General features: G+C 63.8%; 1 protein-coding gene. It reads right to left on the minus strand.

Going from position 1 to position 3,306, the window contains the following annotated elements; all coding sequences use genetic code 11:
- Nucleotides 1-3,306 (minus strand): AMP-binding protein (locus ASE07_RS26305; protein WP_156397058.1); only part of this gene is annotated, 3,306 nt, incomplete at both ends.

Here is a 3,306-nt window from a genome sequence, read left to right on the forward strand (position 1 = left end):
CGGTCGTGTCGGTCGCCAGCTGCTGCCAGAAGCGCGTGGGCAAATCGGCCACGCTGATCCGGTTCGCCTCGCACAGTTGCCAGAATACCTGCGCACTTGCCAGCCAGGCATCGCTACGCAGTACCAGTGTCGCGCCCGACAGTAGCGTGCAGAAAATCTCTTCCACCGATGCATCAAAGCTGATCGATGCAAATTGCAACACCCGGTCGCTGGCAGTGATGCGGTAGCGGCTTGCAAGCGCCTTCACCTGGTTGGCGACCGAGCAATGCTCGACCATCACCCCTTTCGGTTCGCCGGTCGAACCGGAGGTGTAGATTACATAGGCAAGATGATGCGGCGCAACGCCCGTGGTTGCGCAAGGAAGATCAGCGCTGTCCTCCTGCTGCCATGTCGTCGGGTCCGTACCGAGCGCGATGACCGGTGCATTATGCGTACGCACCACCCCGCTGATGCGGGCAACGGCGCGCTCCCCGCATACGATCGCAACCGGCCGGGCGTGGCCGATGATGTATGCGAGGCGCTCAGCCGGATAATCCGGGTCGAGCGGAAGATAGGCGCCGCCTGCTTTCAGGATTGCGAGCATGGCCATGACCATGTCAGGCTCGCGGTCGATGCACAGCGCAACCGTCGCATCCGGTCCGACGCCGCAGGACCGCAGGTAACGGGCAAACCGGTTTGCCCGTGCATTCAGCTCGGCATAGCTGAGGCATATGCCTTCGAAACAGACAGCCGGCGCATTCGGACTGTGCGCGGCATGTGCTTCGACAAGTTCATGTACGCACGACGATTCCGGAAACGTGCTATCAATCGCATTCCAGTAGACCGGCAGGCGCTTGCGTTCGGCCAGCGGCAGGATGTCAATCGATGCGACCGGAACATTCGGCGTGCTTTCGAGCGCGTCCACCAGTTGTGCGAGCGCGGCATGCATGAGTTCGCATGCCTGGGCTGGATCGACTGGCGTCCGTGCCTGCGCGTTCAATCTCAGGCCGGCACCAAGGTCGTCGATATCGAGACTGAGCGGATAGTTGCTCAGTTCTTCACCGCCCAGGTGTTCGATGCCTTCCCATGGCTCGCCATGCTCGCCGTCGTCGGCGACCACAGGTTCGGTCGAATAGCGGTAATTGAGGATGGCGGTGAACAAGGGCGCAGGGGCAGCAACTGCGCTGCAGCGCTGCGCCAGGGCAAGGGAGGCATGTTCGTGGCGTAGCAACTGCGTCAGTTGCGCATGCGTCTGCTGTACGCTGCCGGCCGCCGTCTGCTCACCCAGTCGCACGCGCACCGGCAAGGTATTGATGAACATGCCGAGTACACGGTCGGCGCTGCCCCCCGCCTGCATGCGACCAAACAGGACGGTGCCGAACACCACGTCGTTCCGGTTCGCCAGGCGCGCCAGCACTTGTGCCCAGGCGACATGGCACAGGCTCGCCACACTTACGTTCAAGGCCCGCGCCGTGGCACGTACGCGCAGGGACAGATCGGCATCGACCTCGCGTTGCGCTTCGCGCATCGCTTCCCCATTGCCGTGCGCGTCGCTCATGCCGTATGGCAGGGTTGGCTCATCGACGTCTGCGAGCATGGCGCGGAAGTAAGCTTCGTGTTCGGCGCGACCGACCTCGAGGCGGGCCTCGGCAACGAAATTACGGAAAGGTTGGGGTACGGGCAAAGTGTCACCGCGCGAAAGCATGAGCGCACGCACTTCGACCAGCAAGGCATCCAGCGTCGTGTGATCGATCGACAGGTGATGCAGCAGATGCAGCATCAGCCAGCGCCCATTGGCTGCGTCCTCAGCGATGGCGATGCCCATCAACGGCGCACGCCGCACATCGATGCGGTAATGGCGCGGATCGTAGCGCCGGCGTAACTGGTCGGCGATGTCACCCTGTCCGGCATCCAGCACTGGTTCTTCGACCTGAAGCGGTGCACTGCGCCACACTACCTGCACCGGTTCGGCCAGGCCTTCCCAGTGGAGTGCGGTGCGGAGAATGTCGTGCCGGTCGATCACCGCCTGCAGCGCCTGCAGGAAGCGGTCGAGCCGCGCCCGGCTGTCGAAACTGAACAGGGTCGGCGACAGGTAGACGTCGCCTTCGCGTTCCATCAGGTGATGGAACAGGATGCCTTCCTGCAAAGGCGCCAGTGGATAGATGTCCTGTACGTTGGTGGCACCGCCCGGCACCTGCTGCAGGATGCGCGCGATGTCGTCCTCGCCCAGCGTTACCAGTGTCAGCATCGCCGGGGTAATCGCGCTGCAGCCGGATGGGATCAGATTGGGCGGGACTTCGACCGCGTGCTCGTGCTTGCCCATGTCGCTGGCGACTGCAAGCGACAGAGCGGCGAGATCGGGTGCGGTGAACAGGGTGCGCACATCCACATGCAGTTGCGCTTCTCGCATACGCGAGGCGACCTTGACTGCCAGCAGCGAGTGGCCACCGAGGGTGAAGAAGTTGTCGTGACGGCCGACCTGCTCAACGCCCAGCACTTCGGCCCAGATTGCAGCCAGTGCGGTTTCGACTTCGCCTTGCGGCGCTTCATACGCATGGCTCGCGTAGGCGTCGCCTTCCGGTGCCGGCAGTGCCTGCCGGTCCAGCTTGCCGTTCGGCGTCAGCGGCAGGGTGTCGAGCTGTACGTACGCGGCCGGCACCATGTACTCGGGCAGCGTTGCCGACAGAAATGCACGCAGCACTTCAGTATCAAGCTGCGCATCGGTCGTCAGGTAGGCGACCAGCCGCTTGTCGCCCGCCCGGTCTTCGCGTGCGATCACCACCGCTTCGCGCACACCATCCTGCTCCAGCAGCTTCGCTTCAATTTCACCGAGCTCGATGCGGAAACCGCGCAACTTGACCTGATCGTCATTGCGGCCCAGGAACTGGATGCTGCCATCGGCCAGGTAACGTCCCAGGTCGCCAGTCTTGTACATCCGTGCATTCGGCTCGCTGCTGAACGGGTCGGCCACGAAGCGCTCGGCCGTCAATTCATCGCGGTTCAGATAACCGCGTGCCACCTGCACGCCGCCGATATGAATCTCGCCGGCCACACCCTGCGGTACCGGCTGGCCCTTAGCGTCCAGCAGGTAGATACGGGTATTGCGGATTGGGCGGCCAATCGGCGGCGCGGCGTCCTCCGCAGCGTCGCAAAGATGCATCGTCGCGCACACCGTGGTTTCGGTCGGCCCATAGGCATTGAGCAAACGCCGGTTGTGGCCGAAACGCCGCACCAGCGCCGCATTCGATGCCTCGCCCGCCATCACCAGCGTGCGCACCGTCTCCAGCTGCGCCTCTTCCGGCAAGCCCGCCAGCACCACCGGCGGCA

This window comes from Noviherbaspirillum sp. Root189 (genome assembly GCF_001428545.1).
Taxonomy (GTDB): Bacteria; Pseudomonadota; Gammaproteobacteria; order Burkholderiales; family Burkholderiaceae_D; genus Noviherbaspirillum.